At 59.0% G+C, this 25,791-nt stretch carries 25 protein-coding genes and 1 pseudogene; 24 read left to right on the forward strand and 2 right to left on the reverse strand.

Annotated features, from left to right (window positions below; all coding sequences use genetic code 11):
• The 24 genes from NDI87_RS03920 to NDI87_RS04035 form a co-directional block, all read left to right on the forward strand.
• Positions 1-1,658, forward strand: a 1,658-nt coding sequence (locus tag NDI87_RS03920; protein ID WP_296273495.1) for a hypothetical protein, incomplete at its 5' end; no start/stop codon positions are given.
• A gap of 14 nt (positions 1,659-1,672) precedes the next feature.
• The gene (locus tag NDI87_RS03925; RefSeq protein WP_296273496.1) at positions 1,673-2,182 is read left to right on the forward strand and encodes a shikimate kinase; all 510 of its coding nucleotides are present in this window, start codon (positions 1,673-1,675) and stop codon (positions 2,180-2,182) included.
• A 49-nt stretch (positions 2,183-2,231) separates the two neighbouring features.
• Complete coding sequence (gene aroB, locus NDI87_RS03930) at positions 2,232-3,341, forward strand: 3-dehydroquinate synthase (protein WP_296273497.1); 1,110 nt, start codon at positions 2,232-2,234, stop codon at positions 3,339-3,341.
• Between the two features lie 10 nt (positions 3,342-3,351).
• On the forward strand, positions 3,352-4,530 hold the full coding sequence (locus NDI87_RS03935) for a deoxyguanosinetriphosphate triphosphohydrolase (protein ID WP_296273498.1): 1,179 nt from the start codon (positions 3,352-3,354) through the stop codon (positions 4,528-4,530).
• Positions 4,527-5,126, forward strand: coding sequence for a DUF1415 domain-containing protein (locus NDI87_RS03940; protein ID WP_296273499.1), 600 nt, complete (start codon positions 4,527-4,529; stop codon positions 5,124-5,126). Before NDI87_RS03935 ends, NDI87_RS03940 begins: the two co-directional genes overlap by 4 nt.
• On the forward strand, positions 5,107-6,030 hold the full coding sequence (locus NDI87_RS03945; protein WP_296273500.1) for an SAM-dependent methyltransferase: 924 nt from the start codon (positions 5,107-5,109) through the stop codon (positions 6,028-6,030). The genes NDI87_RS03940 and NDI87_RS03945 overlap by 20 nt, the downstream gene beginning before the upstream one ends.
• 35 nt (positions 6,031-6,065) lie before the next feature.
• The gene (locus NDI87_RS03950) at positions 6,066-6,533 is read left to right on the forward strand and encodes a hypothetical protein (RefSeq protein WP_296273501.1); all 468 of its coding nucleotides are present in this window, start codon (positions 6,066-6,068) and stop codon (positions 6,531-6,533) included.
• Positions 6,534-7,238, forward strand: a complete 705-nt coding sequence (locus tag NDI87_RS03955) for a transposase (protein WP_296273502.1) — start codon at positions 6,534-6,536, stop codon at positions 7,236-7,238.
• A 173-nt stretch (positions 7,239-7,411) separates the two neighbouring features.
• On the forward strand, positions 7,412-12,145 hold the full coding sequence (locus NDI87_RS03960; protein WP_296273503.1) for a glutamate synthase-related protein: 4,734 nt from the start codon (positions 7,412-7,414) through the stop codon (positions 12,143-12,145).
• 133 nt (positions 12,146-12,278) lie between these two features.
• Positions 12,279-13,745 carry a glutamate synthase subunit beta gene (locus tag NDI87_RS03965; protein ID WP_296273504.1) on the forward strand — a complete coding sequence of 489 codons (1,467 nt, stop codon included), beginning with the start codon at positions 12,279-12,281 and terminating at the stop codon, positions 13,743-13,745.
• Between the two features lie 90 nt (positions 13,746-13,835).
• The gene (locus tag NDI87_RS03970) at positions 13,836-14,654 is read left to right on the forward strand and encodes an ABC transporter ATP-binding protein (protein ID WP_296273505.1); all 819 of its coding nucleotides are present in this window, start codon (positions 13,836-13,838) and stop codon (positions 14,652-14,654) included.
• The gene (mlaE, locus tag NDI87_RS03975; RefSeq protein ID WP_296273506.1) at positions 14,651-15,433 is read left to right on the forward strand and encodes a lipid asymmetry maintenance ABC transporter permease subunit MlaE; all 783 of its coding nucleotides are present in this window, start codon (positions 14,651-14,653) and stop codon (positions 15,431-15,433) included. Before NDI87_RS03970 ends, mlaE begins: the two co-directional genes overlap by 4 nt.
• A gap of 77 nt (positions 15,434-15,510) precedes the next feature.
• Positions 15,511-15,999, forward strand: a complete 489-nt coding sequence (mlaD, locus tag NDI87_RS03980; RefSeq protein WP_296273507.1) for an outer membrane lipid asymmetry maintenance protein MlaD — start codon at positions 15,511-15,513, stop codon at positions 15,997-15,999.
• Positions 16,000-16,028: 29 nt separating this feature from the next.
• On the forward strand, positions 16,029-16,760 hold the full coding sequence (locus NDI87_RS03985; RefSeq protein WP_296273508.1) for a VacJ family lipoprotein: 732 nt from the start codon (positions 16,029-16,031) through the stop codon (positions 16,758-16,760).
• A gap of 19 nt (positions 16,761-16,779) precedes the next feature.
• Positions 16,780-17,430: an ABC transporter substrate-binding protein gene (locus NDI87_RS03990; RefSeq protein ID WP_296273509.1), complete on the forward strand. Its 651-nt coding sequence runs from the start codon at positions 16,780-16,782 to the stop codon at positions 17,428-17,430.
• 1 nt (position 17,431) lies between these two features.
• Positions 17,432-17,704 carry an STAS domain-containing protein gene (locus tag NDI87_RS03995; RefSeq protein WP_296273510.1) on the forward strand — a complete coding sequence of 91 codons (273 nt, stop codon included), beginning with the start codon at positions 17,432-17,434 and terminating at the stop codon, positions 17,702-17,704.
• A gap of 23 nt (positions 17,705-17,727) precedes the next feature.
• On the forward strand, positions 17,728-18,669 hold the full coding sequence (locus NDI87_RS04000; RefSeq protein ID WP_296273511.1) for an ABC transporter ATP-binding protein: 942 nt from the start codon (positions 17,728-17,730) through the stop codon (positions 18,667-18,669).
• Positions 18,666-19,421 carry an ABC transporter permease gene (locus NDI87_RS04005; protein WP_296273512.1) on the forward strand — a complete coding sequence of 252 codons (756 nt, stop codon included), beginning with the start codon at positions 18,666-18,668 and terminating at the stop codon, positions 19,419-19,421. The genes NDI87_RS04000 and NDI87_RS04005 overlap by 4 nt, the downstream gene beginning before the upstream one ends.
• Before the next feature lie 18 nt (positions 19,422-19,439).
• Entirely contained in the window at positions 19,440-19,682 is a 243-nt protein-coding gene (locus tag NDI87_RS04010) for a BolA family protein (RefSeq protein WP_296273513.1), read from the forward strand.
• A gap of 3 nt (positions 19,683-19,685) precedes the next feature.
• On the forward strand, positions 19,686-20,963 hold the full coding sequence (murA, locus tag NDI87_RS04015; RefSeq protein WP_296273514.1) for a UDP-N-acetylglucosamine 1-carboxyvinyltransferase: 1,278 nt from the start codon (positions 19,686-19,688) through the stop codon (positions 20,961-20,963).
• Complete coding sequence (gene hisG, locus NDI87_RS04020; protein WP_296273515.1) at positions 20,960-21,598, forward strand: ATP phosphoribosyltransferase; 639 nt, start codon at positions 20,960-20,962, stop codon at positions 21,596-21,598. The genes murA and hisG overlap by 4 nt, the downstream gene beginning before the upstream one ends.
• A gap of 16 nt (positions 21,599-21,614) precedes the next feature.
• On the forward strand, positions 21,615-22,931 hold the full coding sequence (gene hisD, locus NDI87_RS04025; RefSeq protein WP_296273516.1) for a histidinol dehydrogenase: 1,317 nt from the start codon (positions 21,615-21,617) through the stop codon (positions 22,929-22,931).
• Positions 22,932-23,140: 209 nt separating this feature from the next.
• On the forward strand, positions 23,141-23,497 hold the full coding sequence (locus NDI87_RS04030; RefSeq protein ID WP_296273517.1) for a RidA family protein: 357 nt from the start codon (positions 23,141-23,143) through the stop codon (positions 23,495-23,497).
• A 378-nt stretch (positions 23,498-23,875) separates the two neighbouring features.
• Positions 23,876-24,241 (forward strand): TraR/DksA C4-type zinc finger protein, encoded by a 366-nt coding sequence (locus NDI87_RS04035; RefSeq protein ID WP_296273518.1) that lies wholly within the window; start codon positions 23,876-23,878, stop codon positions 24,239-24,241.
• A 326-nt stretch (positions 24,242-24,567) separates the two neighbouring features.
• Here NDI87_RS04035 and NDI87_RS17480 read toward each other — a convergent pair.
• Positions 24,568-24,738 (reverse strand): annotated as a pseudogene (locus NDI87_RS17480) (NUDIX domain-containing protein); the annotation flags it as partial.
• Between the two features lie 159 nt (positions 24,739-24,897).
• Complete coding sequence (locus tag NDI87_RS04040; RefSeq protein ID WP_296273519.1) at positions 24,898-25,782, reverse strand: universal stress protein; 885 nt, start codon at positions 25,780-25,782, stop codon at positions 24,898-24,900.
• Positions 25,783-25,791 lie beyond the last annotated feature (9 nt).

Consider the following 25,791-nt stretch of genomic DNA (forward strand, 5'->3'; position numbering starts at 1 on the left):
CCACCGCAACAGGAGCCACAGTAACCATCACAGCGGTGTCTTCGGATCAAACGAACCGGGTGTCAACAATCACGGCATCGTGTACGAATTGCTCAGCAAGTCCGGTTACCACTCAAATCAAAGTTGTAGGTGCCAGCATTGCTTTAACCAATGTCGGTAGCACCTCGTTGATCGTTGGTGGTGCGACTTCAACGCTGAGTGCCACGGTCAAGAGTTTTTCTGGTACATCTCTATCAGGCGTGGATGTTTCTTTTGCTGCAACTGATCCACTGGTGCTTGGATTGAATGTGGCTTCGGCAAAAACCAATAGTGCGGGTGTTGCACAGGTCACGGTTTCTGGATTGAAGGCAGGTAACGCCATTGTGAATGTATCTGCGTTGGGTGATGCCAAATCTCAGGCATATACCAGTGGTGCTCCAGCAGTTGTTTTGGCGATAACATCTCCAACTAATAATTCTGTGCTGGTAACCAATGTATCTGAAGATATTACCGTTTCTGCACCAGCTGGTGCCACATCGGTCACTTTTGCAACAACTCTGGGTACTTTTGCCAACGGACAAGCAAGTCAAAGTATCGCAGTGCCACCAGCAGGGACGGCAACTGCAAAACTGACTGCGGCTCAGGCAGGTATTGCAACTGTTACCGTCATTGATAATTTGAAGAACACTGCGAATGTAACCATCGTGGTATCGCCCCCAGTGTCAGCTGCTAACAAAATCCTTCTAAACGCAAGTCAAACTACGCTGCCTATCTCGTTGGCAGATGGTAGTCAAAACTCGCTAACCCTCGTGGCTCGGGCGATAGCATACGATGGTTCAAAGGATCAGGCCGTTGCCAAAGCTCCAATCCTTTTCACCATGACGGGCGGGCCAGGGGCTGGTGAATCCTTGTCCCCGGCGCTTGCCTATACCAATAGCGCTGGTTTTGCGGTTGCGACATTCACTTCCGGCACAGTGGCATCAATACCAAACGGGATTGTGATTACCGCCACTATCCTGAACCTTGATTCAACTACTCCTAATTATCCTAACCCTTTGGCTCAGACTGGTATTGTTCCTTCTGGTAACGACATCTTGTTAACCGTAGGCGGAGCGCCTTTGTCTGTAGCCTTTGGTCCGGCTTCTGTGTTGGGGGAGAGTTCTGACAAGACTTTGTATGTGCATGCGTATTCCGTTCAGGTTACGGATGCAAATAACAATCCTGTGCCTGGTCAAGTGGTGACTTTGCGTATGAACCCCGTTGCTTTCAGTACAGGTCCAGCCTGCACGCCTGAATTCACCTATTGTTCAGAGGATGTGAATGGCAATGGCTCTAGGGATGTTGGTGAAGATGGAACACGTACGCTGCTCCCTTCGGCCATAGATGCAGGAAGTTGCCCTTCTATTGCACCACCTCCAACTGGGACTTTGGATCTTGGGTTGACACCATCTAACTCTGATGGTGGAGGAATTCCGGCAACTGTGACGACTGATACAAACGGTATCGCAGCGTTTAATTTGACATATCTGAAGGGTTCTGCACTTTGGGTAGTGAATAAATTGACTGCAACAGTGAGTTCCAACGGAACTGAGACCAGAAAATCGACGATATTCCGGTTGAGCGCGCTCCGTGGTGATCTTGAGCCATGCAGCCTTCCCGCCTCACCTTATAGCTATTAAGCAATTACTTTTGTGTGATCTCCCTCATCGGCCTGCCCGGCTCAGGAAAATCCACCGTCGGGCGACAACTTGCCCGGCGGTTGCAACTTCCCTTCTTTGACTCCGACCATGTGATAGAGCAGCAGCTTGGCTGCTCTATCCGTGAGTATTTCGAGCGCGAGGGGGAGGTTCGCTTTCGCGACCTGGAAGCCTCGGTCATCGACGAACTCACACAGAACCCGGCAGCCGTTTTGTCCACCGGCGGTGGCGCCGTGTTGCGGCCGGAAAATCGCCAGAACCTGCACAGCCGGAGCCAGGTTGTTTATTTGAATTCGTCGCCCGACGATTTGTTTCGGCGCCTGCGGCACGACAAAAGCCGGCCTTTGCTGCAAGTCGCCGACCCGCTGCAACGACTGCGGGATTTGTACGCCCAGCGCGACCCCTTGTATCGCGAAACAGCGCACTTTCATGTCGATACCGGCCGCCCCTCGGTGGCCACTTTGGTCACGATGATCGTGATGCAGCTTGACATGCTGGGGGCATAGAGCTGCCGCTGACTGTTCGCCTCTTGCCCAGTTCGCTAAACTCCGGGCCATGCATTCCTCCGACCTCCAAACCGTTGCCATTGACCTGGCTGAGCGCAGCTACCACATCGCCATCCGTGGCTCGCTGTTTGACAACCCCTTGAGTTACGCTGAACTGCCGGCGGCACACAGCGCGCTGATTGTCACCAATACCACGGTGGCGCCCTTGTATGCCGAGCGGCTGCAGCGGGCCTTGTCTGGCAAATACCCGCAGATTCACACGGTGGTGCTGCCCGATGGTGAAGCCTTCAAGACATGGGACAACCTGAACCTGATTTTCGATGCCTTGCTGAGCCATGGCTGCGACCGCAAAACCATACTCTTCGCACTCGGCGGCGGCGTGGTTGGCGACATGACCGGCTTTGCCGCCGCCAGCTTCATGCGCGGCGTGCCGTTTGTGCAGGTGCCCACCACCTTGCTGGCGCAGGTGGATTCATCCGTGGGCGGCAAAACCGCCATCAACCACCCGCTGGGCAAGAACATGATTGGCGCGTTTTACCAGCCGCTCAAGGTGGTCTGTGATCTGGATACGCTCAAGACCCTGCCCGAGCGCGAACTTAGCGCCGGCCTGGCCGAGGTCATCAAATACGGGCCGATTGCCGACATGGATTTTCTGGCCTGGCTGGAGGCCAACATGGACGCCGTGCTGGCGCGTGATCCAGCCGCGCTGGCGCACATCGTCAAACGCAGTTGTGAGATCAAGGCCGATGTGGTGGGGCAGGACGAGCGCGAGTCGGGTTTGCGCGCCATTCTTAATTTTGGCCACACTTTTGGCCATGCCATTGAGGCAGGACTGGGTTATGGCGAGTGGCTGCATGGCGAGGCTGTGGGTTGCGGCATGGTGATGGCGGCACATTTGTCGCAGCGTTTGGGCTTGGTGGATGCATTTTTTGTCAACCGATTGGTGCATTTGATCCAAAAGGCCGGCCTGCCAGTCAAGGCCCCGCGCCTGGCCGACACTGACAACGCCGGGCGTTATCTGGAACTGATGCGGCTCGACAAAAAGAGCGAAGCCGGAGAGATCAAGTTTGTCGTCATTGAGCAGCCTGGCCGGGCGTCGGTGCGCGCCGCGCCGGACGATGTGGTGCGCAAGGTGATCGACGCGTGTTGTGCCGGCTGACGCTCAAGCCATGACCCTGGCTCCCTATGCCTGTGACCCGGCAAAGTCGCGCGGGCGGCGCTACCCGCAGGCGCCGGCGCCCACCCGTACCGACTACCAGCGTGACCGCGACCGCATTGTGCACAGCACGGCGTTTCGGCGCCTGGTTTATAAAACCCAGGTCTTTTTGAACCACGAAGGCGACCTGTTTCGCACCCGGCTGACGCATTCGCTCGAAGTCGCGCAACTGGGGCGTTCGATCGCCCGCTCCTTGCGACTCAACGAAGATCTGGTCGAAGCCATCGCGCTGGCACACGACTTGGGCCACACGCCTTTTGGCCATGCCGGCCAGGACACGCTCAACGCCTGCATGGCCGACTTTGGCGGCTTTGAGCACAACCTGCAAAGTCTGCGCGTGGTGGACCATCTGGAAGAGCGTTACCCCGAGTTTGACGGCTTGAACCTGACGTTCGAAACGCGTGAAGGCATCCTCAAGCACTGCTCGCGTCACCATGCCGAGCAGCTTGAGCGCGCCGAGCCAAGCGGGGTAGGGCGGCGTTTTCTGGAGCGCACCCAGCCCAGTCTGGAGGCTCAGTTGTGCAATCTGGCCGATGAGATTGCCTACAACGCGCACGACATTGATGATGGCGTGCGTTCCGGGCTGATCACGCTGGCGCAGTTGCAGCAAGTGCCACTGTTTGATGATTTCAGGCGACAAACGCAAGAGGCGTATCCGCAGTTGCAGGACAAGGCGCAGGGGCGGCGCCTGCTTTACGAGTCGATTCGCCGCATGTTGAGCGCGCAGGTCTATGACGTCATTCATGCGACGCAGGGCGCACTGCAAACGGCGGTGCCGGGGACGGTCGATGCGGTGCGTCATTCGCCCCCGCTGATTCGATTCAGTGCTGCCATGCGCGAGCAATCGCAAACGCTGAAAAGTTTTTTGCTGGAAAAACTGTACCGCCACCCGCAGGTGCTGGAGACCACCGGGCAGGCGCAGCAGGTGGTGCGCGATTTGTTTCAGCGTTATTTGGCGCAGCCCGGCAACATGCCCGAGAGCCACCACCGTCGATTGGCTGCGGCGCAGGCGACGGGGCTGGTGCACGGACGTGCTTTGGCACGCATCGTGGCGGACTATATTGCCGGCATGACCGACCGTTTTGCACTGCGCGAACATGAACGCCTGACAGGCTTGAGGTTGCTGGCATGATCCCCCACGATCTCGTGATAGCTGATACCCGGGCCTGGCTGGAACGCGCCGTGATCGGCCTCAACCTGTGCCCGTTTGCCAAAAGCGTGCATGTCAAGGGGCAGGTGCATTACGCAGTCAGCCGTGCCTCCACTGCCCATGACTTGCTCGACGACCTGGTTTCCGAGTTGAAAAACCTTGTCGCCACCGATCCAAAAGAACGGGATACCACGCTATTGATGGCGCCGGACTGCATGCATGATTTTCTGGATTTCAATGACTTTCTGGCCCAGGCCGAGCAGGCACTGGCAGAGCTGGACCTTGACGGTGTGCTGCAAATCGCTTCGCTGCACCCCAGGTATCAGTTTGCCGGGACCTTGGAGGACGACATCACCAACTTCACCAACCGCTCGCCTTACCCCACGCTGCACCTGCTGCGTGAAGACAGTATTGACCGCGCGGTGGCGGCTTTTCCTGATCCCGAATCCATTTTCGAGGTGAACATGCAAACCATGGAGCGACTTGGGTCTGAAGGTTGGGCTGCGCTCAAGGTGGATGCCACCGCAGTTGGCGATGCGGTCGTGGCATCATCGGTTCATGACACATCGAAAACCTGAAAAAATCCAGCGCAACCCGCCTGTGGCATCTGTGCCGCCGACTTTGCCCGACGACATCCGTCCCGGTCAATCCATTGAGTTGCTCAAGGAACTGCACATCCTGACGCGTGACGGCAAGCTCAACCAGGATTCACGGCGCAAACTCAAGCAGGTGTATCACCTGTACCAGTTCATCGAGAAGCTGCTGCTGGAGTTGGGCGATGCAGGCATCACCCTGGCCGATCATGGTGCGGGCAAGTCGTATTTGGGCTTCATCCTGTATGACCTGTTTTTCAAGGGCCGTGCCAAGGGGCATATTTACGGCATCGAGACCCGCCCTGAACTGGTGCAGAAGTCCCAGGAACTGGCCCGCCGATTGGGTTTTGAGCGCATGTCGTTTCTGAACCTCACGGTGGCTGAGTCGGCCCAGTCTGCGCAATTGCCGGCGCGCATTGACATGGTCACGGCCCTGCACGCCTGCGACACCGCCACCGACGATGCGATTGCCTTTGGCCTGCAAAAACAGGCCCGCTTCATGGTGCTGGTGCCCTGCTGCCAGGCCGAAGTGGCGCGGGTGCTGAGCCAGCACAAGGCGCTGTCGTTGTCACGCACGCCCCTGTCGGAACTGTGGCGCCACCCGTTGCATACCCGTGAAATGGGCAGCCAGATCAGCAACGTGCTGCGCTGCCTGTATCTCGAGGCCTGCGGCTATCAGGTTACGGTGACCGAGTTGGTGGGGTGGGAGCACAGCATGAAAAACGAGCTCATCATGGCGCGCTATACGGGGCAGAAGAAGCGCGCCGCAGGCCAGCGACTGCATGCCTTGTTGACAGAGTTTGGACTGTGCGAGCTGCTTCATACCCGCTTTACAGAGCTGCCCGACAATGCGCCATTGCTGCCAGACGATCCTGGCGATCAAGTCTGATGTGTGTGCCATTTGAGTTTAAATTGGAGTCAATCATGAAACGATGGATTCAAAGTTTGCTATCGGCCATTTCTGCGAGTTTGTTGCTTGCCTGTGCCAGCAGCAGTCCAGATGTCATTCAACGCGGCGATGCCCAGCGTCTGTCAAAGGTTGAAGACGGCGTGGTGCTGTCGGTCCGCAATGTGGTGGTGGATGGCAGCCAGAGCGGTATTGGTGCGGCGGTGGGTGGTGTTACAGGTGCCGTGGCGGGCGCCACACGCGGCGGCTCCAGCGCTGAGAGCAACGTGATTGGCTTGCTCGTGGGCGTGGCCGGTGCCGCGGCAGGTAACGCCATCGAGCGCATGAGCACACGCGAAGATGCCACAGAGTTGCTGGTTCAACTCAAAGGCGGCGAGCGCCGCGCCGTGGTGCAGGCCAGGGGCACAGAAGTATTTGTTCCCGGCGATGCCGTGATCCTGGTCACCACGGGCGGCAAGGTCCGCATTGCCAAAGCCCCCAGGTAAATGGCGCGCCTTCCTCGACTCACCCTGCCGGGCTATCCGCACCATGTGATTCAGCGCGGCAACAACAAGCAGGCCATTTTTTCCACGGCCGCTGATTACCGGGTGTTGCTCGACCTGATTGAAGAAAACGCCAAGAAATTCAGTGTCGCCTTGCACGCGTATGTGCTCATGAGCAACCATTTCCACTTGCTGGCCACGCCGCAAACAAATGACGGTTTGCCCAAAATGATGCAGGCGGTGGGGCGCAGTTATGTGCGCTTTTTCAATAACACGCACAAACGCACGGGCACCTTGTGGGAGGGGCGCTACAAGTCGACCCTGATTCAGACCGACCGATATCTGTTGGCCTGCATGGCCTACATTGACCTCAATCCGGTGCGTGCCGGGCTGGTGACGCAGCCGCAGGACTACCCCTGGTCCAGCCATTTGCATTACCTTGGTGTACGCGCTGACCGATTGATCACCCCGCATGCACTGGTATGGGAGCTGGGCAACACACCCTTTGCGCGTGAAGCCGCGTACGCCGAATTGGTGCAAAGCGGCATCAGCCCGGTGCAGCAGACCGCCATCACGCAGGCTACTTTGAGCGGTTGGGCCTTGGGGGATGCGGATTTTGTGGCTGATTTACAAAAAAGAACCGAGCGACGCGTCGTCAAAACAGGCGCTGGGCGCCCATTTTTTGTCAATAAATCTATCGCTAAATAAGCCTGGAATGGCTTTATTTGGATGTTGTATAGCTACTTATTTTGATGTGTCCCTAATTAAATATAAAACTATTTTTTTAAAAATTAATTGGAATCTGACCCCAATTAATTTGTTTGGCATAAATGCTGCAATGCGGTAAAGTTCACTTTTCTGAAATTTTTAGGAGCGCTCCCATGACGACGGCAGCCGAGATCAAGCATCTCCAGGACAACGGTTTGTATTCAGCCGCACAAGAGCATGACGCTTGCGGGGTTGGTTTTGTGGCCCACATCAAGGGCGTCAAGTCGCATGACATCGTCAAAAATGCGCTCAAGATTCTTGAGAACCTCGACCACCGCGGTGCCGTGGGCGCCGACAAGCTCATGGGCGACGGCGCCGGCATTTTGATCCAGTTGCCCGATGCGCTGTACCGCGAAGAAATGGCGGCGCAGGGCGTCACCCTGCCGCCACCCGGTGAATACGGCGTGGGCATGGTGTTTTTGCCCAAGGAGCACGCCAGTCGCCAGGCTTGCGAGCAGGAGCTGGAGCGTGCGGTCGAGGCCGAGGGCCAGGTGCTGTTGGGCTGGCGTGATGTGCCGGTGGACCGTGACATGCCGATGTCGCCCAATGTGCGCAAAAAGGAACCCATCCTGCGCCAGCTCTTTATTGGTCGCGGCAATGATGTGATCGTGCAGGACGCGCTGGAGCGCAAGCTCTATGTGATCCGCAAGACTGCCAGCGCCCATATCCAGGCGCTCAAGCTCAAGCACAGCAAAGAGTATTACGTGCCCAGCATGTCGAGCCGCACGGTGATTTACAAGGGCCTGTTGCTGGCCGACCAGGTCGGTACCTATTACCTTGACCTGAAAGACCAGCGCTGCGTGTCTGCGCTGGGTCTGGTGCACCAACGCTTTTCCACCAACACCTTCCCCGAGTGGCCGCTGGCCCACCCCTACCGCTATGTGGCGCACAACGGTGAGATCAACACCGTCAAGGGGAACTACAACTGGATGAAAGCGCGTGAGGGTGTCATGAGCTCACCGGTGCTGGGCGCCGACCTGCAAAAGCTGTACCCCATCAGCTTCCCCACCCAGTCCGACACCGCCACCTTTGACAACTGCCTTGAGTTGCTGACCATGGCCGGTTACCCGATCAGCCAGGCCGTGATGATGATGATCCCGGAACCCTGGGAACAGCACACCGGCATGGACGAGCGCCGCCGCGCCTTCTACGAATACCACGCCGCCATGCTCGAGCCGTGGGACGGCCCGGCCAGCATCGTCTTCACCGACGGCCGCCAGATCGGCGCCACGCTGGACCGCAACGGCTTGCGCCCGTCACGCTACTGCATCACCGATGATGATCTGGTGGTGATGGCTTCCGAGTCCGGCGTGTTGCCTTTCCCCGAGAACAAGATTGTGCGCAAGTGGCGCCTGCAGCCCGGCAAGATGTTCATGATCGACCTGGAGCAGGGCCGCATGGTGGACGACGAAGAACTCAAGTCCACCCTGGCCAACAGCAAGCCGTACAAGCAGTGGATTGAAAACCTGCGTATTCGTCTGGACGACATCCAGGGCGGCGGCGAGCCCGCCAGCGCGGCCGAGTCCGAAGGCACCTTGCTGGACCGCCAGCAGGCATTTGGCTTCACCCAGGAAGACCTCAAGTTTTTGATCGCACCGATGGCGGCCAACGGTGAAGAAGCCATTGGTTCGATGGGCAACGACAGCCCGCTGGCGGTGCTGTCGGACAAGAACAAACCGCTCTACAACTACTTCAAGCAACTGTTCGCGCAGGTGACGAACCCGCCGATCGACCCGATCCGCGAAGCCATCGTGATGAGCCTGGTGTCGTTTATCGGCCCCAAACCCAACCTGCTCGACATCAACCAGGTCAATCCGCCGATGCGCCTGGAGGTGAGCCAGCCGGTGCTCAATTTTGCCGACATGGCCAAGTTGCGCGACATCGCCAAACACACCCATGGCAAGTTTCACAGCTACACCATCGACATCAGCTACCCCTTGACCTGGGGCCGTGAAGGTGTCGAGGCCAAGCTGGCCTCGCTGTGCGCCGAGGCGGTGGACGCCATCAAGAACGGCAACAACATCCTGATCATCAGCGACCGCGGCATCAGCGCCACCCAAGTGGCCATTCCGGCCCTGCTTGCGCTGTCGGCCATTCACCAGCACCTGGTGCGCGAGGGTCTGCGCACCACGGCGGGCCTGGTGGTTGAAACCGGCACGGCGCGTGAGGTGCACCACTTTGGCGTACTGGCGGGTTATGGCGCCGAGGCGATCCATCCCTACCTGGCGATGGAAACCCTGGCCAGCATCTGCAAGGACCTGCCCGGAGACCTGAACGCCGACAAAGCCATTTACAACTACGTCAAGGCGGTGGGCAAGGGGCTGTCCAAGATCATGTCAAAAATGGGCGTGTCCACCTACATGAGCTATTGCGGTGCGCAGTTGTTCGAAGCCATTGGCCTGTCCACCGACACCATCGACAAATACTTCACCGGCACGCCCAGCAAGGTTGAAGGCATCGGCGTGTTCCAGATCGCCGAAGAAGCCATCCGCATGCACAAGGCCGCTTACAGCGCCGACCCGGTGCTGGCCAACCGCCTCGACGCCGGCGGCGAGTACGCCTGGCGCGCGCGCGGCGAAGAGCACATGTGGACGCCCGACGCGATTGCCAAACTGCAGCACAGCACGCGTGCCAACAACTGGAACACCTACAAGGAATACGCCCAGCTCGTCAACGACCAGAGCAAGCGCCACATGACGCTGCGCGGCCTGTTCGAGTTCAAGATCGATCCCGCCAAGGCGATCCCGCTGGACCTGGTCGAGCCGGCCAAGGAGATCGTCAAGCGCTTTGCCACTGGCGCCATGTCGCTGGGCTCGATCTCGACCGAAGCACACGCCACGCTGGCCATTGCCATGAACCGCATCGGCGGCAAGAGCAACACCGGCGAGGGCGGTGAAGACCAGCAGCGTTACCGCCAGGAACTCAAGGGCATTCCGATCAAGCAGGGCCAGACCATGGCCGACATCATTGGTCATGACGTGGTCGAGGTCGACATCCCGCTGCTGCCGACCGACTCGCTGCGCTCGCGCATCAAGCAGGTGGCTTCAGGCCGCTTCGGTGTCACGGCCGAGTATCTGGGCAGCGCCGACCAGATCCAGATCAAGATGGCGCAAGGCGCCAAGCCCGGCGAGGGCGGCCAGTTGCCCGGCGCCAAGGTGACCGAGTACATCGGCCGTTTGCGCCACTCGGTGCCCGGTGTCGGTTTGATCTCGCCGCCGCCGCACCATGACATTTATTCGATTGAAGACCTGGCGCAACTGATTCACGACCTGAAAAATGTCGCTCCCAAGGCGGACATCAGCGTCAAGCTGGTCAGTGAGATTGGCGTCGGCACGATTGCCGCCGGCGTTGCCAAGTGCAAGGCCGACCATGTGGTGATTGCCGGTCATGACGGCGGCACCGGTGCCTCGCCCTGGTCGTCCATCAAGCACGCCGGCAGCCCGTGGGAAATCGGCCTGGCTGAAACGCAGCAAACGCTGGTGCTCAACCGTCTGCGCAGCCGTATCCGGGTGCAGGCCGACGGCCAGATGAAAACCGGCCGCGACGTCGCCATTGGCGCTCTGCTGGGCGCCGACGAGTTCGGCTTTGCCACCGCGCCGCTGGTGGTCGAGGGCTGCATCATGATGCGCAAGTGCCACCTCAACACCTGCCCGGTGGGCGTGGCCACGCAAGACCCGCTGTTGCGCCAGAAGTTCTCGGGCAAACCCGAGCATGTGGTGAACTATTTCTTCTTCATTGCCGAAGAAGTGCGCCAGATCATGGCGCAACTGGGCATCCGCAAATTTGACGACATGATCGGCCGCTCGGATTTGCTCGACACGCGCCCCGGGCTCGACCACTGGAAAGCCAGCGGCCTGGATTTCAGCCGCCTGTTTGCCCAGCCCAACGTGCCGGCCGATGTGCCGCGCTTCCAGTTCGAGGCGCAGGACCACGGTCTTGAAAAGGCGCTCGACAACGTGCTGATTGCCAAGAGCCGTGCCGCCATCGACAAGGGCGAGCGCGTGCAATTCATCGAGGTGGCGCGCAATGTGAACCGTTCGGTGGGCGCCATGCTCTCGGGCGCGGTCACCAAGGTGCACCCCGATGGGCTGCCTGATGACACCATCCGCATCCAGCTCGAAGGCACCGGTGGCCAGTCTTTTGGTGCCTTCCTGGCACGCGGCATCACGCTCTACATGATTGGCGATGCCAACGATTACACCGGCAAGGGTTTGAGCGGCGGCCGCGTGGTGGTGCGCCCCAGCATCGACTTCCGCGGCGATGCCGTCAAGAACACCATTGTCGGCAACACCGTGATGTTCGGCGCCACCAGTGGCGAGGCCTTCTTCAGCGGTGTCGCCGGCGAGCGCTTTGCCGTGCGCCTGTCGGGTGCCAGCGCCGTGGTGGAAGGCACCGGCGACCATGGTTGTGAATACATGACCGGCGGCACCGTGGTGGTGCTGGGCGTGACGGGGCGCAACTTTGCCGCCGGCATGAGCGGCGGCATTGCCTACGTCTATGACGAAGATGGCAAGTTTGCCAAACGCTGCAACACGGCCATGGTGAAACTGGAAAAAGTGCTGACCACGGCCGAGCAGCAGGAAGCGCTGGATGCCAGCCTGTGGCATCGGGGTCTGAGCGACGAAGAGCAGCTCAAGCAAATGCTGGCCGACCACAACCGCTGGACCGGCAGCCGCCGGGCCCGGGAGCTGCTCGACAACTGGGAGACCTCACGGCTCAAGTTCGTCAAGGTGTTCCCGATCGAGTACAAGCGTGCGCTGGGTGAGCTCCATGCCAAAAAAGGGGCACAAGCCAAGGTGGATCGAGCGCAGGCCGCGACAAAAAAAGAAACGGTTTTGGGACGATAGAAAGTTCGTGAGAGCAGTTGTGAGCGATCGTCATTGCGAGCGTAGCGCGGCAATCCATGCAGTTATGGATTGCCACGTCGCTTCGCTTCTCGCAATGACGATTCCTTGACGTTAGTGACAAAGGAAAAATATCATGGGAAAAGTTACCGGTTTCATGGAATACGAGCGTCTCGAAGAGGGCTACAAGCCCGTACCCGAGCGCCTGAAAAACTACAAGGAATTCGTCATCGGCCTGGACGACCAGGCCGCCAGCACGCAAGCTGCGCGCTGCATGGACTGCGGCACGCCGTTTTGCAACAATGGTTGCCCGGTCAACAACATCATTCCGGACTTCAATGACCTGGTCTATCAGGGTGACTGGAAAGAGGCCATTGACGTGCTGCACAGCACCAACAACTTCCCCGAGTTCACCGGGCGCATCTGTCCGGCGCCTTGTGAAGCGGCCTGCACCCTGAATGTGAATGACAGTGCCGTCGGCATCAAGTCGATCGAGCACGCCATCATCGACCGCGCCTGGGAAAGCGGCTGGGTCAAGGCGCAGCCGGCCCAGATCAGGACCGGCAAAAAAGTGGCCGTGGTGGGCTCCGGCCCGGCGGGCATGGCGGCCGCGCAGCAGTTGGCCCGTGCCGGCCATGACGTCACCCTGTTCGAAAAAAATGACCGGGTGGGTGGCTTGCTGCGCTACGGCATTCCCGACTTCAAGATGGAAAAAACGCACATCGACCGCCGGGTTGAGCAGCTCAAGGCCGAAGGCGTGACGATCCGCACCAGCGTGCTGGTCGGCGAGCTGCCCAAGAGCTCCAAGGTGACCAATTGGGCCAAGGAAACCATTTCCCCCGCCCAGTTGCAGGCCGAGTTTGACGCCGTGCTGCTCACCGGGGGCGCCGAGCAGTCGCGCGATCTGCCGGTGCCCGGACGCGACCTGGACGGCGTTTATTTTGCGATGGAATTCCTGCCACAGCAAAACAAGGTCAACGCCGGTGACAAGCTCAAAAACCAGTTGCGCGCCGACGGCAAACACGTCATCGTCATCGGTGGCGGTGACACGGGTTCCGACTGCGTCGGCACCAGCAACCGCCATGGCGCTGTCAGCGTGACCCAGTTCGAGGTCATGCCGCAACCGCCGGCGGAAGAAAACCGGCCGCTGACTTGGCCCTACTGGCCCATGAAGTTGCGCACCAGCTCCAGCCACGATGAAGGTTGTGTGCGTGAATTCGCCATTTCCACCAAGGAATTCATCGGTGAAAAAGGCAAGCTGACCGGCCTCAAAACCGTGCACATCGAGCTCAAGGACGGCAAGATGGTCGAAGTTCCTGGCACCGAGAAAACCTACAAGGCCGACCTGGTGTTGCTGGCCATGGGTTTTGTCAATCCGGTGGCCACCGTGCTCGATGCCTTTGGAGTCGACAAGGATGCCCGTGGCAATGCCCGCGCCAGCACCGATTTCACCGGCGGTTACGCCACCAATGTTGCCAAGGTGTTTGCCGCCGGTGACATGCGTCGCGGCCAAAGCCTGGTGGTCTGGGCCATCCGCGAGGGCCGCCAGGCCGCCCGTTCGGTCGATGAATTCCTGATGGGCTTCAGTGATCTGCCGCGCTGATTGGGTGGTTTTGAAGACCGCCTCTAATCGTTCATAGGTGTAATCCCTTATGATCGACAGGCCGGGCATCCCCGGCCTTTCTTTTTATTTATGGCCCTTTCTTCTTCAGACGCGCTTGTCGAATTACGCAACCTCACCTTCGGCTATGGGGAGCGGGTGATTCTGGACGACGTATCCCTGTCAATCCCGCGCGGCAAGGTGACGGCGCTCATGGGCGCCTCGGGGGGCGGCAAGACCACCATCCTGCGTTTGATGGGCGGCCAGAACCGGGCGCAGTCCGGCCAGGTGCTGTTTGACGGGCAGGATGTCACGCCCATGAATCAATCGCAAATCTATGCGGCGCGTCGTCGCATGGGCATGTTGTTCCAGTTTGGTGCGCTGTTTGCCGACTTGTCGGTGTTTGACAACGTCGCTTTTCCCCTGCGTGAACACACCGATCTGCCCGAAGCGCTGATTCGGGACATCGTGCTGATGAAGCTCAATGCCGTCGGCCTGCGCGGCGCGCACGACCTGATGCCAAGCGATCTGTCGGGTGGCATGGCGCGGCGCATTGCGCTGGCGCGCGCCATTGCGCTCGACCCCGAGCTGGTGATGTATGACGAGCCTTTTTCGGGGCTGGACCCGATTTCGCTCGGTACCGCAGCGCGGCTGATCCGTCAGCTCAATGACTCGATGGGGCTCACCAGCGTCTTTGTCTCGCACGAGCTGGAACAAACGTTTACCATTTCTGACCATGTGATCATTCTGGCCAATGGCAAAATTGCCATGCAGGGCACGCCCGAGCAGGTGCGTCAAAGCGCCGACCCGCTGGTCTACCAGTATGTGAATGCCTTGGCCGACGGACCAGTCCGTTTTCATTACCCGGGCCCGTCGATTGTTGAAGATTTTGGTGTGGAGGCCTGCGTATGAGTTGGTACAAACCTGTCGACATCGGCTTGGCCACGCGCAACCAGCTGGCGAATATGGGTTTGGGCGCGCGGCTTTTCGTGCGCCTGCTTACCACCCTGCCGGGCAGTCTGAAGCGTTTTGGCCTGATTCGTGACCAGATTCACTTTTTGGGCAATTATTCGCTCGCCATCATTGCGGTGTCGGGTCTGTTTGTTGGTTTTGTCTTCGGCTTGCAGGGCTATTACACCTTGCAGCGTTATGGTTCTTCGGAGGCCCTGGGTCTGCTGGTCGCGCTCAGTTTGGTGCGTGAACTCGGGCCGGTGGTCACCGCCTTGTTGTTTGCCGGGCGGGCCGGCACCTCACTGACCGCCGAGATCGGTCTGATGAAGGCGGGTGAGCAGATCAGTGTCATGGAAATGATGGCGGTTGATCCGGTGCAGCGCATTCTGGCGCCGCGTTTCTGGGCCGGTGTGATCGTCATGCCGCTGCTGGCCGCGGTGTTCAGCGCCATGGGCATCATTGGCGGCTGGGTCGTGGGCGTGCTCATGATCGGGGTCGACGCCGGCTCGTTCTGGAGCCAGATTCAGGGTGGCGTGGATGTCTGGCAGGACGTGGGTAACGGCGTCATCAAAAGCATTGTGTTTGGCTTTACCGTGACCTTTGTCGCGCTGCTGCAGGGCTTTGAAGCCCAGCCCACGCCAGAAGGTGTGGCCAGTGCCACCACCCGCACCGTGGTGGTGGCGTCGCTTGCCGTGCTGGGTCTGGATTTCATCCTGACCGCCATGATGTTCACGATTTAATGAGAAGACCTTGTGGGAAATACCGAAGTGACGCGAAGCGCACCAGCCCTGTCCCCAACTGATTAAGAGGAAGTTTTATGCAACGTTCAAAAAATGATGTCTGGGTTGGTATTTTTGTGTTGATCGGCGCCGCGGCCATTTTGTTTTTGGCCCTGCAATCCGCCAACCTGCTGAGCCTGAGTTTCCAGAAAACCTACATCGTCAAGGCCAAGTTTGACAATGTCGGCGGCGTCAAGCCCAAGGCGGCGGTGCGCAGTGCCGGGGTCGTCGTCGGCCGGGTTGAAAACATTGTCTTTGATGACAAGTCGTTCCAGGCGGTGGTGACACTGGCGCTCGAGAGCCGTTATGTGTTTCCCAAGGACAGCTCACTCAAAATCCTGACCAGTGGTTTGCTGGGCGAGCAGTACCTGGGGATTGAACCCGGCGCAGAGGACAAGACGCTGGTGGCCGGTGACACCATATCCAGCACCCAGTCAGCCGTGGTGCTGGAAAACCTCATCAGCCAGTTTTTGTTCAGTAAAGCCGCAGAGCCAGCGGATGGGAATTCGAGTCAGGGAAAACAATGAGATATTTTCGCATTTCAACAAATGGCAGGATGAGCCACAGCTTGTGGGCGGGTCTGGCGCTGTTCGTGCTCATGTTGAGCGGCTGTGCCACGGGGCCCAACGCCAATCCGCGCGACCCGCTGGAGCCCTTCAATCGGGGTGTGTACCAGTTCAATGACGTCGTGGACCGGGCTGTGGTCAAACCGGCCGCCACCGTTTACCGCGATGTCTTGCCGTCGCCGGTTCGCACTGGCGTGAGTAATTTTTTTGCCAACCTGCAGGATGCATGGTCGTTCGTCAACAACAGCCTGCAACTCAAGGGTGAGGCGGCAGGTAACAGCCTGGTGCGTTTTGGCGTCAACACGTTCCTTGGTTTTGGCGGTGTGCTGGACATCGCCTCCGAGATGCAAGTCGAGCGGCAAAGCGAAGACTTCGGCCAGACGCTGGGTTATTGGGGGGTGGGCGCTGGCCCCTATCTGATCCTGCCTTTGCTGGGGCCATCCACCTTGCGCGACACCGCGGCGTCACCGATCAACGCCTATGGAAATTTTGTTGCGGGGATTGATCATGATTTGACGCGCTACACACTGACCGCCGTGAATTTGTTGAACCAACGGTCGCGTTTACTGGAAGCCTCCAACATATTGGATCAAGTCGCGCTGGATCCCTACACCTTTACCCGCGATGCCTTTTTGCAGCGCCGTCTAAATGCCGTGCATGACGGTTATCCGCCTGATGACAGCGAGCCGTTTGAACCAACAGAAGAAAATGAAGTCAAATGAGCTTTGGGAACAATAGACCATGAACAGACGTTTTTTAAACCAATGGCTGCTGGCCGTCACTGCCAGTTTGTTCATGTCGGTGCCGGTGCATGCTGCAGACGAAGCACCTGATGCGCTGATTGAGCGGCTGACCCGGGAAGCCCTTGACACCATGCAGGCTGACAAGGCGGTGCAGGCGGGCGACGTGGCGCGCATCATCGAACTGGTTGACGAAAAGGTCATGCCCCACCTGAACTTCCAGCGCATGACCGCTTCTGCCGTTGGTCCCGGCTGGCGTCAGGCGACCCCGGAGCAACGCAAGCGCCTTGAGTCTGAGTTCAAGACCCTGTTGGTGCGCACCTATTCCGGGGCCATGAGTCAGGCCAAAAATCTGAGTTTCAGTGTCAAACCCCTGCGCGCTGCGCCAGATGACAAGGAAGTGATCGTGCGCACACTGATCACCGGCCGTGGCGATCCGGTGCAATTGGACTACCGTCTTGAAAAAACGCCGGGTGTGGGTGCTGGCTGGAAAATTTACAACCTCAATGTGCTGGGCGTTTGGCTGGTGGAAACCTACCGTAGTCAGTTTGCCCAGGAAATCAGTGCCAAGGGCATTGATGGCTTGATTGCCACGCTGACCGAGCGCAACAAATCCAACGCTGTAGCCAATGCCAAACCGGCCAAAGGTTGATATGTTGGTGTTGCCTGAGGCGATTACCCACACCAGTGCTGTTGCCTGTCTGGCAAGCTTGTCCAGGACCCTGGACAATGAGCCAGGGGCCGAGCTGGTGCTCGATGCCGGGGATCTGAGCCGCTTTGACTCGGCGGCCCTGGCGGTGCTGCTTGAAGTGCGCAGGAATGTTCTCAAAATGGGCAAAAAACTCGTGGTCAAGAACGCTCCGCAACGCCTGCAAGACTTGGCTGCTTTATACGGCATTGCTGAATTGCTGCCGTCAGCGGCCTGATGCCCCGGTAAAATAGCGGCCCCATGCCCGCCATTTCATTCCAGTCCGTCTCCAAGCGCTATCCCTCACCACGCGGCCCGCAGGGCGGCACCTTTCTCGCCCTTGATGAGGTGAGTCTGGCCGTTGAACAGGGTGAATTTTTTGGTTTGCTCGGCCCCAATGGTGCGGGCAAAACCACCATGATCACTATTTTGGCGGGTCTGGCCAAAGCCAGCTCCGGGCGCGTCAGCGTCATGGGTCATGACGTGCAAACAGACTTTGCCGCCGCCCGCCGTGCCTTGGGTGTGGTGCCGCAAGAACTGGTGTTCGACCCCTTTTTCAATGTCCGCGAAGCGCTGCTGTTTCAGTCGGGCTACTTCGGCGTCAAGCACAACGCAGCCTGGGTTGACGAACTGCTCGACAACCTGGGGCTCACTGACAAGGCCAATGCCAACATGCGCGCGCTTTCTGGCGGCATGAAGCGCCGCGTGCTGGTGGCGCTGGCGCTGGTGCACAAGCCGCCCGTGATCGTGCTGGACGAGCCCACCGCCGGCGTCGACGTGGAGTTGCGCCAAACGCTGTGGCACTTTATTGCCAAGCTCAACAAACAGGGCCATACCGTCTTGTTGACCACCCATTACCTGGAAGAGGCGGAGGCCCTGTGCGGCCGCATTGCCATGTTGAAAACGGGCAAGGTGGTGGCGCTCGACAGCACCAGCGCCCTGCTCAGCGCGGCATCCGGCAATGTGTTGCGCTGCACGGTCGATGGCGAACTGCCCCCCGAACTGGCGCGCCTGGCGCGTGTCACCGGGCGCGTCGTGCAATTGCCCGCCAAGGATGCCCTGGCCGTCGAACACTACCTGATTCAAATTCGCCAGGCGGGTCTGCAGGTGCAGGACATCGAGATTCGACGTCCCGACCTCGAAGACGTATTTTTAAAAGTGATGCAACAGCACCCCGGACGCGACGATCGGAGCCCCGCATGACCGGCTGGCAAATGCTCCTGTACAAAGAGGTGCTGCGTTTCTGGCGGGTGGCGGCACAAACCATCACCGGCCCGATCCTGACCGCACTGCTGTACTTGCTGGTCTTTGGCCAGGCGCTCGAGTCCCACGTCAGGGTCTATGACAACGTCAGTTACACCGCCTTTTTGATTCCCGGGCTGGCCATGATGAGCCTGTTGCAAAACGCCTTTGCCAACAGCTCATCGTCTTTGGTCGCCAGCAAGGTCATGGGCAATCTGGTGTTCTTGTTGCTCACCCCCCTGTCGGCCTGGCACTGGTTTGTCGCCTATGTCGGTGCGGCGGTGGTGCGTGGTCTGGTGGTGGGCCTGGGCGTGCTGGCGGTGTCGCTGATTTTTGCCGTGCCACCGGTGGTGCAACCGCTGTGGGCGCTGCTGTTTGCGGTGCTGGGGTCTGCCCTGATGGGTGCTTTGGGTGTGGTGGCCGGTTTGTGGTCAGAAAAGTTTGAGCAAATGGCCGCTTTCCAGAACTTTGCCGTGATGCCCATGACGTTTCTGAGCGGCGTTTTTTATTCCATCAATTCCTTGCCGCCGTTTTGGCAGACCGTGAGCCACTTCAATCCGTTTTTCTACATGATTGACGGTTTTCGTTATGGCTTTTTCGGGGTCAGCGATGTCTCGCCCTGGCTCAGCCTGGGTATCGTGACGGCGGCGACAACAGGCGTTGGCCTGTGGGCGCTGCTGCTGCTGCGCATGGGTTACAAAATTCGTTCCTGATTTTTATGAGATTCCAATATGACTGCTGACCAAATCAAACAACTCATTGCCGCCGGCCTGGCTTGTGACTACCTCACGCTGGAAGGCGACGGCCGCCACTGGTATGCCGTCGTGGTCTCGCCCGAGTTTGACGGCAAACGTGCCATTGCGCGCCATCAGCGGGTCTACGCCTGCCTGGGCGACAAGATGAAAACCGATGAGGTTCATGCCTTGTCGATCAAAGCCTTCACGCCCGCCGAATGGGCGGCACAACCGGTCTAAGCCATGGATAAATTACTCATTCGCGGCGGCCGGACCTTGCACGGCACAGTCATGATTTCCGGGGCCAAAAATGCCGCGCTGCCCGAGCTGTGCGCGGCCTTGCTGACCGCCGAGACCGTCACCTTGCGCAACGTGCCGCGCCTGCAGGACGTGGCCACCATGCGCAAGCTGCTCGACCACATGGGGGTGCAGACCCAGACGCACGGCGAGCGCGGAGGCATGAGTTTGCAGGCCGCCGGTGCCATCACGCCCGAAGCGCCTTACGAGTTGGTCAAGACCATGCGTGCCTCGGTGCTGGTGCTGGGTCCGCTGCTGGCGCGCTTTGGTCACGCCCGCGTGTCGCTGCCAGGAGGCTGCGCCATTGGTTCGCGCCCGGTTGACCAGCACATCAAGGGGCTGACGGCCATGGGGGCTGAAATCGTGGTTGAACATGGCTACATGGTCGCCAAACTGCCGCAAGGGCGCACGCGCCTCAAGGGTGCACGCATTGCAACCGACATGGTGACCGTCACCGGCACTGAAAACTTCATGATGGCAGCTTGCCTGGCCGAGGGTGAGACCATACTGGAAAACGCCGCGCAGGAGCCCGAAATTCCGGATCTGGCCGAAATGCTGATCCAGATGGGTGCCCGCATCGAAGGCCACGGCACCAGTCGCATCGTCATCCAGGGGGTGGACGCCTTGCACGGTTGCACGCACCAGGTGGTGGCCGACCGCATTGAAACCGGCACCTTTTTATGCGCGGTGGCTGCAACGGGTGGGGATGTGGTGGCACAGCATGGCCGTATCGAGCACCTGGAAGCGGTGGTGGAAAAACTGCGTGACGCGGGTGTCACGGTCAGCAAGGTGGCCGATGGCATTCGGGTGCAGTCAGGCGGTGCCCGGCAGCTCAAGGCACAGAGCTTTCGCACCACCGAATACCCCGGTTTTCCGACCGACATGCAGGCCCAGTTCATGGCGCTCAACACTGTGGCGCAGGGTTCGGCGATAGTGACCGAGACCATTTTTGAAAACCGATTCATGCACGTCAACGAGCTGGTGCGGCTCGGGGCCAACATCCAGATCGACGGCAAGGTGGCGGTTGTCGATGGGGTGCATGCCTTGTCGGGCGCCACCGTGATGGCGACTGACCTGCGGGCCTCAGCCAGCCTGGTGATCGCCGGAATGGTGGCCGAGGGCGAGACGCTGGTGGACCGCATTTACCACCTCGACCGTGGCTACGACCAGATGGAAGCCAAGTTGCGCGGTCTGGGCGCTGACATTGAACGGGTCAAAGCATGATCACCCTGGCCCTGTCCAAAGGACGCATTTTTGAAGAAACCCTGCCGCTGCTGAAGGCCGCAGGGATCGAGGTGCTGGAAGACCCGGAAAAGTCACGCAAGCTCATTTTGACCACCAACCAGCCCGACGTGCGGGTGCTGGTGGTGCGCGCCACCGACGTGCCCACCTATGTGCAATATGGCGGCGCCGACCTCGGCATCACCGGCAAGGACACGCTGCTGGAGCACGGCAGCGAGGGCCTGTACCAGCCGCTCGACCTGCAAATTGCCAAGTGCCGCATCAGTGTGGCGGTACGCTCGGATTTTGACTACCCGAGTGCCGTCAAAAAAGGCTCGCGCCTGACCGTGGCCACCAAATACGTGGCGATCTCAAGGGACTTCTTTGCTGCCAAGGGCGTGCATGTGGACCTGATCAAGCTCTACGGCAGCATGGAACTGGCGCCGCTGGTGGGCATGGCTGATGCCATTGTCGATCTGGTCTCGACCGGCAACACCCTCAAGGCCAACCATCTGGTCGAGGTCGAGCACATCATGGACATCAGCTCGCGTCTGGTGGTGAACCAGGCCGCGCTCAAGCTCAAACAGGCCCCCATCCGCAAGATCATTGATGCTTTTTCCTCGGCCATCGGTAAATAATTTTGGATTGAATGCCATGTCACTGCTCGCCACGCCCGCCCGCTTGTCAACCGCCAGCAGCACTTTTGAGGCTGATTTCAAGGCGCGCCTGCATTGGTCGGCTGAAACCGATGCCGGCATTGAGCAGCGCGTGGCTGATATTCTGCGCGATGTTCAGACGCGTGGCGATGCCGCCGTGCTGGACTACACCGCGCGTTTTGACGGCCTGCAGGCCAGCGCGATGGCCGAGCTGGAACTGACCCAGGCCGAGCTCAAGGTGGCTTTTGATGCCTTGCCAGCGGTTCAGCGCGAGGCCCTGCAAGCGGCGGCGGCGCGCGTGCGCAGCTACCACGAAGCCCAGCGCAAGGCCAGCGGTGAAAGCTGGAGCTACCGCGACGAAGACGGCACGCTGCTGGGCCAGAAAGTCACGCCGCTGGACCGGGTCGGCATTTATGTGCCGGGCGGCAAGGCCGCTTACCCCAGCAGCGTGCTGATGAACGCCATACCTGCCCATGTGGCCGGTGTCGATGAAATCATCATGGTGGTGCCCACGCCCAAAGGCGAGAAAAATGCCCTGGTGCTAGCCGCCGCCTATGTGGCCGGTGTCACCCGTGCCTTCACCATTGGTGGTGCCCAGGCGGTGGCGGCGCTGGCCTATGGCACGGCAACAATCCCCAAGGTAGACAAAATCACCGGCCCCGGCAATGCCTATGTGGCTGCCGCCAAGCGCCGTGTGTTTGGCACGGTGGGCATCGACATGATTGCCGGACCCAGCGAGATTCTGGTGCTGGCCGACGGCAGCACGCCACCCGACTGGGTGGCCATGGACTTGTTCAGCCAGGCCGAGCACGACGAACTGGCGCAAAGCATCTTGTTGTGCCCCGATGCGGCCTACATCGACCAGGTGCAGATGAGTATCAACCGCCTGCTGCCCGAGATGCCACGGCGCGAGATCATTGCCAAGTCGCTCACCGACCGCGGCGCTTTGATTTTGACGCGCAGCATGGAAGAAGCCTGTGCCATCAGCAACCGGATTGCGCCCGAACACCTGGAGGTGTCCAGCCGCGACCCGCACCGCTGGGAACCTTTGCTGAAACACGCCGGCGCCATTTTTCTCGGCGCCTACACCAGCGAGTCGCTGGGCGACTACTGCGCCGGCCCCAACCACGTGCTGCCCACCAGCGGCACCGCGCGGTTTTCATCGCCGCTGGGGGTCTACGACTTTCAAAAGCGCAGCAGCCTGATCGAAGTCAGCGAAGCCGGTGCCCAGACCTTGGGCCAGATTGCCTCGGTGCTGGCCCATGGCGAAGGCCTGCAGGCTCATGCGAGGGCTGCGGAAATGCGGCTGCGCTGAAACTGCCAGGTTTCTTCAACGGCGTAGGTGGGTGACAGGGGACGGGTTGAACTGGAGCGAGGGAGAAAAAAGCCCGGAGCTTGGCATCGTCAGGCATGTCAGGAGCGCAGCATGGCAAGTGGAAGCAAAGAAAAGCATGCAAGACTGCACCAAAGCGCCAGGGGCGCGCCCGTACACTGTGCGGTGTTTTGACCCACAGCAGTACACCCATGCCAGAATCCAACATCACGCGCATCAACCCCCAAGCCCAATGGTCCGACGCCGTGGTGCACGGCCACACCGCCTTTTTTGTGGAAGTGCCCGACAGCGGCACCGACATTGAAAGCCAGACCCGCGCCCTGCTGGCACAGGCCGAAGCTACGCTGATCAAAGTGGGGTCGGACAAAACCCGCCTGCTCATGGCCACCATTTACCTCAAGCACATGGCGGATCGTGCCGCCTTCAACGCCTTGTGGGCCGAATGGCTGCCCCAAGGCTGCGCCCCGGCCCGCGTGTGCGTCAGCGCCGAAATGGCCAGCCCCGACTACCTGCTGGAGATCGCGTTCACCGCGGCCTCGCCGCTGTAACAGAAAACTGCTGTGGCGGGCGAGCCCCTGCACGGTCAGGTCCGCAGCGATAGCGGGCTTACAAAAACTCACATTGCCCGCCCTATACCAGCCGGTGGTAATTGTTAGTTTTGGAGCCCAGAGTCCATCCAATGAGGTCGTTCACAAACGTATTACCTTCGTTCTCATACAATTGCGGCATGGAAAATGCCACGGGATTACGGCTACTTACAGCCATCACCGCTTCTGTGGGGAAATCAACATTGCTCTGCATTCGTTTGATCACCCCACCATAGCTGGCCGCGCCACTCTAGCGCCTCCGCTTCTGTGACATCCTGGCGTTCCTGATCCATAAGGACATTCAAGCGGAATCTCCATTTCTCTCATGGGAGTATCGCCATGTCTTTGAATCTTTCCCATTTCCGTCAACGGCTGATTGATGAGCTCGAAAAAGGCGAGATGTCCCTGCAGGCTTCACATAGCGCTGGTGAAACGGTGATCCTCGACCAATCCAGCGTCGGTCGATTGTCCCGGATGGACGCTTTGCAACAGCAGGCCATGGCCTACGAATTGACAGAGCGTCTGCAGTTGTCAAAACGAAAGGCGCACGCTGCACTGAATCGGCTCGATGCCGGTACTTATGGCCTTTGCTGTCAGTGCGAAGAAGAAATCGACCCCAGTCGCTTGGAGCACGATCCAGCTGCGGTGTTTTGCCACAGTTGCATGGAAGAGCGTGATACAGCGCACCACGGGCACGGGCACTGAAACTGGGCGTTCACAAAACTGGGCAAGTGTATTGGTCGGACCTAATTTATGAACGTTTGAAATATGGACTTATCGAACGCGCCCTCGTCATGGTGCCGAAAGCCTCCGGCAGTCATTCACTTGTTACGACATGTCGAGCGATTGGGTGATCTTTGAACTGAGCAATAACCTCTCTGAAAAGATCCCTCTGTTCTGGAATTTTGATCAGTTCCTCAACAGCAACCGCCGATGCCCAGCAAAACGCCTGAATCTCTTCGGCCTGAAGTTGGACAACAGATGCAGAATCCACGATTACGAAAAAGACCTTTGCAATTTGTCCGTCGTAGTCAAGCGCGCGTACTTTTAATCTGGTCTGAGAATCGGAACCAGTGTCGAGCGGATGACGTATGCAACTCCACTAGCGCACAAATGCCAGTCTCTTCGAATATTTCTCGAACAATTGCTTGCTCATCGCTCTCACCACCTTCGACACCACCGCCTACAAAAGTCCAAGTGTCCGACTTATACCGTGGGGCTGAATCAAGAGAAACTCGCCTTTGTCGGTCGCGATGATTGCACGAACTTTTTTGCGGAGTTAGTTGCCGTCAACATATTCAAATTTTGAAGTCATTCTGTAACGTCCATTTGTTACAGGTCCAATACATTCTCAGATGAAATCAGCGCAGCAACATTGTCGGAACACGGGCAGATCTCAGCAATTCGGTGGTCTTGCTACCAGCAAAAAGACTTTTGATGGGCGAATGGGTATAGGCACCCATGACCAGCATATCAATGTGTTGTTCTTGAATGGCGCGGGCAATGGCGGTCTCAGGATCGCCCGTAATCAGAAAGGCATTGGATTCCATGCCAGCAGACACCAGCGCAGATTGCGCGGCATCAAGCTGTTTCGAGGCATCCCTATCCTCAGCTTTTCCGACCATAAAGAGGTAGCACGGTATACCCTTGAACAAGGGGCTGGAGGCGACCATCTCAACGGCGTGCCTGGCAGCTGACCCACCATCAAAGGCGATCAGCACGCGTTGCGGCGCTGTGAAATTGTTCGTGACCGTCAGAATCGGCCGATCCATCGCGCGTACGACCCGTTCCACGTGTCTGCCCAGGTCGCGAGATGTGGTCTGAGCCGATTCGCCGCGCCGCCCCATCACCACCAAACGCACATCGGCCTGTTGCTCAGTCAGAGTTTCAACCAGTTCACCATGTCGCTGACGCATATCAGGTGACTGCACCCCAGTGGCCTGGGCACGTTCTCGCAATCGATTTAGAAAAATTCGCCCCTGCTCCCGAGCGGCTTTTGCTTCAATGGCGTCGTCTTCAGCCAGTTTGCCGAGTAAGGTCTCCTGCGCATTGATGCCAATTGAGCCGCTGTGGTCGTTGCTGTGTACTGCTGACGACTCCTTGTCAATGACGTGCAGAAGTTCCAATGGCGCCTGCATTCTGATGGATGCCCAGGCTGCAGCATCCGTCACATGGTCAGCATAGGGCGACTGATCCACACAGGCCAACACTTTGCGATCTCCGAATTTTTTTGTATCTGTATTCATGTTGTGTCC

Source organism: Rhodoferax sp., from assembly GCF_023701345.1.
In the GTDB taxonomy this organism is placed as follows: Bacteria; Pseudomonadota; Gammaproteobacteria; order Burkholderiales; family Burkholderiaceae_C; genus Rhodoferax.

What these genes read in the sequence shown, in the direction of transcription:
- murA (WP_296273514.1), top strand. Translation starts at nt 19,686, where the DNA reads ATGGATAAATTACTCATTCGCGGCGGCCGGACCTTGCACGGCACAGTC.
- mlaD (WP_296273507.1), top strand. Translation starts at nt 15,511, where the DNA reads ATGCAACGTTCAAAAAATGATGTCTGGGTTGGTATTTTTGTGTTGATC.
- NDI87_RS03990 (WP_296273509.1), top strand. Translation starts at nt 16,780, where the DNA reads ATGAACAGACGTTTTTTAAACCAATGGCTGCTGGCCGTCACTGCCAGT.
- NDI87_RS04005 (WP_296273512.1), top strand. Translation starts at nt 18,666, where the DNA reads ATGACCGGCTGGCAAATGCTCCTGTACAAAGAGGTGCTGCGTTTCTGG.
- NDI87_RS04035 (WP_296273518.1), top strand. Translation starts at nt 23,876, where the DNA reads ATGTCTTTGAATCTTTCCCATTTCCGTCAACGGCTGATTGATGAGCTC.
- NDI87_RS03955 (WP_296273502.1), top strand. Translation starts at nt 6,534, where the DNA reads ATGGCGCGCCTTCCTCGACTCACCCTGCCGGGCTATCCGCACCATGTG.
- NDI87_RS03945 (WP_296273500.1), top strand. Translation starts at nt 5,107, where the DNA reads ATGACACATCGAAAACCTGAAAAAATCCAGCGCAACCCGCCTGTGGCA.
- hisG (WP_296273515.1), top strand. Translation starts at nt 20,960, where the DNA reads ATGATCACCCTGGCCCTGTCCAAAGGACGCATTTTTGAAGAAACCCTG.
- NDI87_RS03950 (WP_296273501.1), top strand. Translation starts at nt 6,066, where the DNA reads ATGAAACGATGGATTCAAAGTTTGCTATCGGCCATTTCTGCGAGTTTG.
- NDI87_RS03960 (WP_296273503.1), top strand. Translation starts at nt 7,412, where the DNA reads ATGACGACGGCAGCCGAGATCAAGCATCTCCAGGACAACGGTTTGTAT.
- NDI87_RS04040 (WP_296273519.1), bottom strand. Translation starts at nt 25,782, where the DNA reads ATGAATACAGATACAAAAAAATTCGGAGATCGCAAAGTGTTGGCCTGT.
- mlaE (WP_296273506.1), top strand. Translation starts at nt 14,651, where the DNA reads ATGAGTTGGTACAAACCTGTCGACATCGGCTTGGCCACGCGCAACCAG.
- NDI87_RS03985 (WP_296273508.1), top strand. Translation starts at nt 16,029, where the DNA reads ATGAGCCACAGCTTGTGGGCGGGTCTGGCGCTGTTCGTGCTCATGTTG.
- NDI87_RS03995 (WP_296273510.1), top strand. Translation starts at nt 17,432, where the DNA reads ATGTTGGTGTTGCCTGAGGCGATTACCCACACCAGTGCTGTTGCCTGT.
- NDI87_RS04010 (WP_296273513.1), top strand. Translation starts at nt 19,440, where the DNA reads ATGACTGCTGACCAAATCAAACAACTCATTGCCGCCGGCCTGGCTTGT.
- NDI87_RS03940 (WP_296273499.1), top strand. Translation starts at nt 4,527, where the DNA reads ATGATCCCCCACGATCTCGTGATAGCTGATACCCGGGCCTGGCTGGAA.
- NDI87_RS04000 (WP_296273511.1), top strand. Translation starts at nt 17,728, where the DNA reads ATGCCCGCCATTTCATTCCAGTCCGTCTCCAAGCGCTATCCCTCACCA.
- NDI87_RS03965 (WP_296273504.1), top strand. Translation starts at nt 12,279, where the DNA reads ATGGGAAAAGTTACCGGTTTCATGGAATACGAGCGTCTCGAAGAGGGC.
- NDI87_RS04030 (WP_296273517.1), top strand. Translation starts at nt 23,141, where the DNA reads ATGCCAGAATCCAACATCACGCGCATCAACCCCCAAGCCCAATGGTCC.
- hisD (WP_296273516.1), top strand. Translation starts at nt 21,615, where the DNA reads ATGTCACTGCTCGCCACGCCCGCCCGCTTGTCAACCGCCAGCAGCACT.
- aroB (WP_296273497.1), top strand. Translation starts at nt 2,232, where the DNA reads ATGCATTCCTCCGACCTCCAAACCGTTGCCATTGACCTGGCTGAGCGC.
- NDI87_RS03970 (WP_296273505.1), top strand. Translation starts at nt 13,836, where the DNA reads ATGGCCCTTTCTTCTTCAGACGCGCTTGTCGAATTACGCAACCTCACC.
- NDI87_RS03935 (WP_296273498.1), top strand. Translation starts at nt 3,352, where the DNA reads ATGACCCTGGCTCCCTATGCCTGTGACCCGGCAAAGTCGCGCGGGCGG.